Origin of the sequence: Curvibacter delicatus NBRC 14919 (assembly GCF_001592265.1) — a bacterium.
Lineage (GTDB): Bacteria > Pseudomonadota > Gammaproteobacteria > Burkholderiales > Burkholderiaceae_C > Hylemonella > Hylemonella delicata.
Window position 1 is genome coordinate 1 of the sequence record NZ_BCWP01000086.1, and the last position, 2,089, is coordinate 2,089.

Below are 2,089 nucleotides of genomic sequence, written 5' to 3' on the forward strand. Positions count from 1 at the left end.
AAAAAGACAGCAATGCGCAGATGAATCAATTGCTGCAAGGTTCCGGAACTCGAAAATGACGGCCAACTCATCAGGTGTCACTTTCTGACAAACTTCCAGAACGATGAGCAGCAATACCGCGCCCTGATGAACGCCGGCATCACCTACGCGCAAACCTACAATCTGCGACCGAGCGTCGCCCTGAGCGCAGAGCAGATGGCCTTGCTCACCAGCGACATCGCCTGGCTGGTGCAGTGGCAAGTCACCCTAGTCGACGGCACCACACAAAAAGCCCTTGTGCCCCAGCTCTACGCGCAGGTGACGGAGGGTGATCTCACAGCCAACGGCGCGCTGCTCGACGGCACAGATGTGCAGATTGACGCCGCCAGCGTGCTCAACAGTGGCACCATCCAAGGCCGCCGTGTGATCAACCTCAACGCTCAGACGGTGACCAACCTGGGTGGCGAAATCCGCGCCCAGAACACCGCCATCAGTACTGCGCTCAACACCGTTCCGGGTTTCAACGCCTTTGCAATCTTGCACGACACGTGGGGCAATTGGTTGGATGACAACGGCAAGTGGAACACCTTGACAAATCTAGGCTCCATGCCGCCAGCACTGCTGATCAACTACAGCAGCTTGCTGGATCAGAATTACTACATCAATCCAAAAGGGAGTAAATGATGCGTATCGCTCAAACGGTCTTGATGTGTTCAGTGGTAGGCGCTATTTTGGTGTTTTGCCTTTCTGCTTGTGTTGGTATGGCGGCGGATCGCCTGGATACATTTGTGGGGACCAAATTTACCAACCCAGATCCTCGTGATACGACGCGGAACGCGCAGACAAAGAACCTATATACGCGAATGGGAAGCAACGATTCATTCATCTACAAAGAAGAACGAGTGGGTTTGAGCAGACGTGTTTACATTTCATTCTTTAAGCATTGCCGCTACTCGCTGCTGATCGACGAAAACGACATCATCCAATCGTGGCGAGACGAAGGTGGGCCGGTGCACATGCGGGACTGCAAATTCAGCTGAATCGTCGGCAATGCCCGTTGAATGAATCATCTTTATCTACGCGACCGGTGACGAAGATGAATGAACGTACCTTCTTCATGCTGGTGGTTTGCGCTGCCTTGCATGGGTGTTGCTCCACGCTCTCTCATGAGTTGTATGTGGAGCGTATGAATGCAAAAATTGGCAAGACCTTCCAAGGATTGGAGCCCCAGTTTGCGAGGGTAGGTAGCAGAGAGAGACTGATCCGGACTTATGAAACGCACTACGACAAAATTGATTACCGCGGTATGAAGGTCTATGCACCCAGGGGAACGGGCAGCGTCAGCCTGGATGGTCGGGAGGGTTTGTCTGACACGGCGGACTGGTGCAATGTCGACGTTTTACTCGAAGTCGAAACGCTAAAAATCGTAGACTGGAAATACGTTAAGGGCGCCAATCCCCAGAAGTGCACCAGTCAGCTTGTCCCGTGCACAGGGTGGTAGCTCTGCTTCATGCATTTAATCACCTCTTGAGGCACAGAGATCGGTCCCAGATCGCTATAAGAACAGGAGCGTTTTGTCTTCTGCTGCATGTGCCGAGCATCGCCTTGAGCGCAGAGCAGATGGCCATGCTCATCTGCGACATCGCCTGGTTGCCCTTTAAGACGGAAAATAAAACACCATGAATCGCTTTTTTGCTTTTTTTACGCTGATGGGCTTGGGTGGTTGTATTTCGAACATTGACAGGGTAGCCCCAATGTCGTGGACATACTATTTGGGCGGTAGTGCAAGGGAATCTGAAATCAGAATGGCCCTACTGGAATGTGGCTCGAATGTTCCGGGTGACTCACGTGAGTTCTACAGACCTGACGGGAAAGGATTTCTCATGCCACGACAGGGGCTAAATGAAATCATTCTGGTGGGAAAATGTATGCAGAATGCAGGTTTTTCTTATAGTGGGGACAAAGAAACCTGCAAACGCTGGAAAGACCTCCCCGCGTGCGAACCAGATGCCGTGATTCCCAAGCGCAGCGTGGCGAACCGGCTCAATAGCCCCTTCTGCAAGCTCATCCCAAAAGCCAAAATTTGTCAGCCTGACTACGACCCTTCTGA

Annotated in this window: 4 protein-coding genes; all 4 read left to right on the forward strand. The window is 52.2% G+C overall.

The genetic code is table 11. The annotated features are described in order from the left end of the window. Nucleotides 1–126 precede the first annotated feature (126 nt). Nucleotides 127–663 carry a hypothetical protein gene (locus CDE01S_RS17885; RefSeq protein WP_066710905.1) on the forward strand — a complete coding sequence of 179 codons (537 nt, stop codon included), beginning with the start codon at nt 127–129 and terminating at the stop codon, nt 661–663. Further along, nucleotides 663–1,019, forward strand: coding sequence for a hypothetical protein (locus tag CDE01S_RS18640; protein WP_157077208.1), 357 nt, complete (start codon nt 663–665; stop codon nt 1,017–1,019). Before CDE01S_RS17885 ends, CDE01S_RS18640 begins: the two co-directional genes overlap by 1 nt. Nucleotides 1,020–1,075: 56 nt before the next feature. Beyond that, a complete protein-coding gene (locus CDE01S_RS17890; RefSeq protein WP_066710908.1) occupies nt 1,076–1,480 on the forward strand; it encodes a LolA-like protein in 405 nt (134 codons plus the stop codon). A gap of 178 nt (nt 1,481–1,658) precedes the next feature. Further along, on the forward strand, nt 1,659–2,089 hold a 431-nt coding region (locus tag CDE01S_RS18645; RefSeq protein ID WP_157077209.1), incomplete at its 3' end, for a hypothetical protein.

Coding starts and splice junctions, on each gene's coding strand:
- CDE01S_RS18640 (WP_157077208.1), top strand. CDS start 663: ATGCGTATCGCTCAAACGGTCTTGATGTGTTCAGTGGTAGGCGCTATT.
- CDE01S_RS17885 (WP_066710905.1), top strand. CDS start 127: ATGAACGCCGGCATCACCTACGCGCAAACCTACAATCTGCGACCGAGC.
- CDE01S_RS17890 (WP_066710908.1), top strand. CDS start 1,076: ATGAATGAACGTACCTTCTTCATGCTGGTGGTTTGCGCTGCCTTGCAT.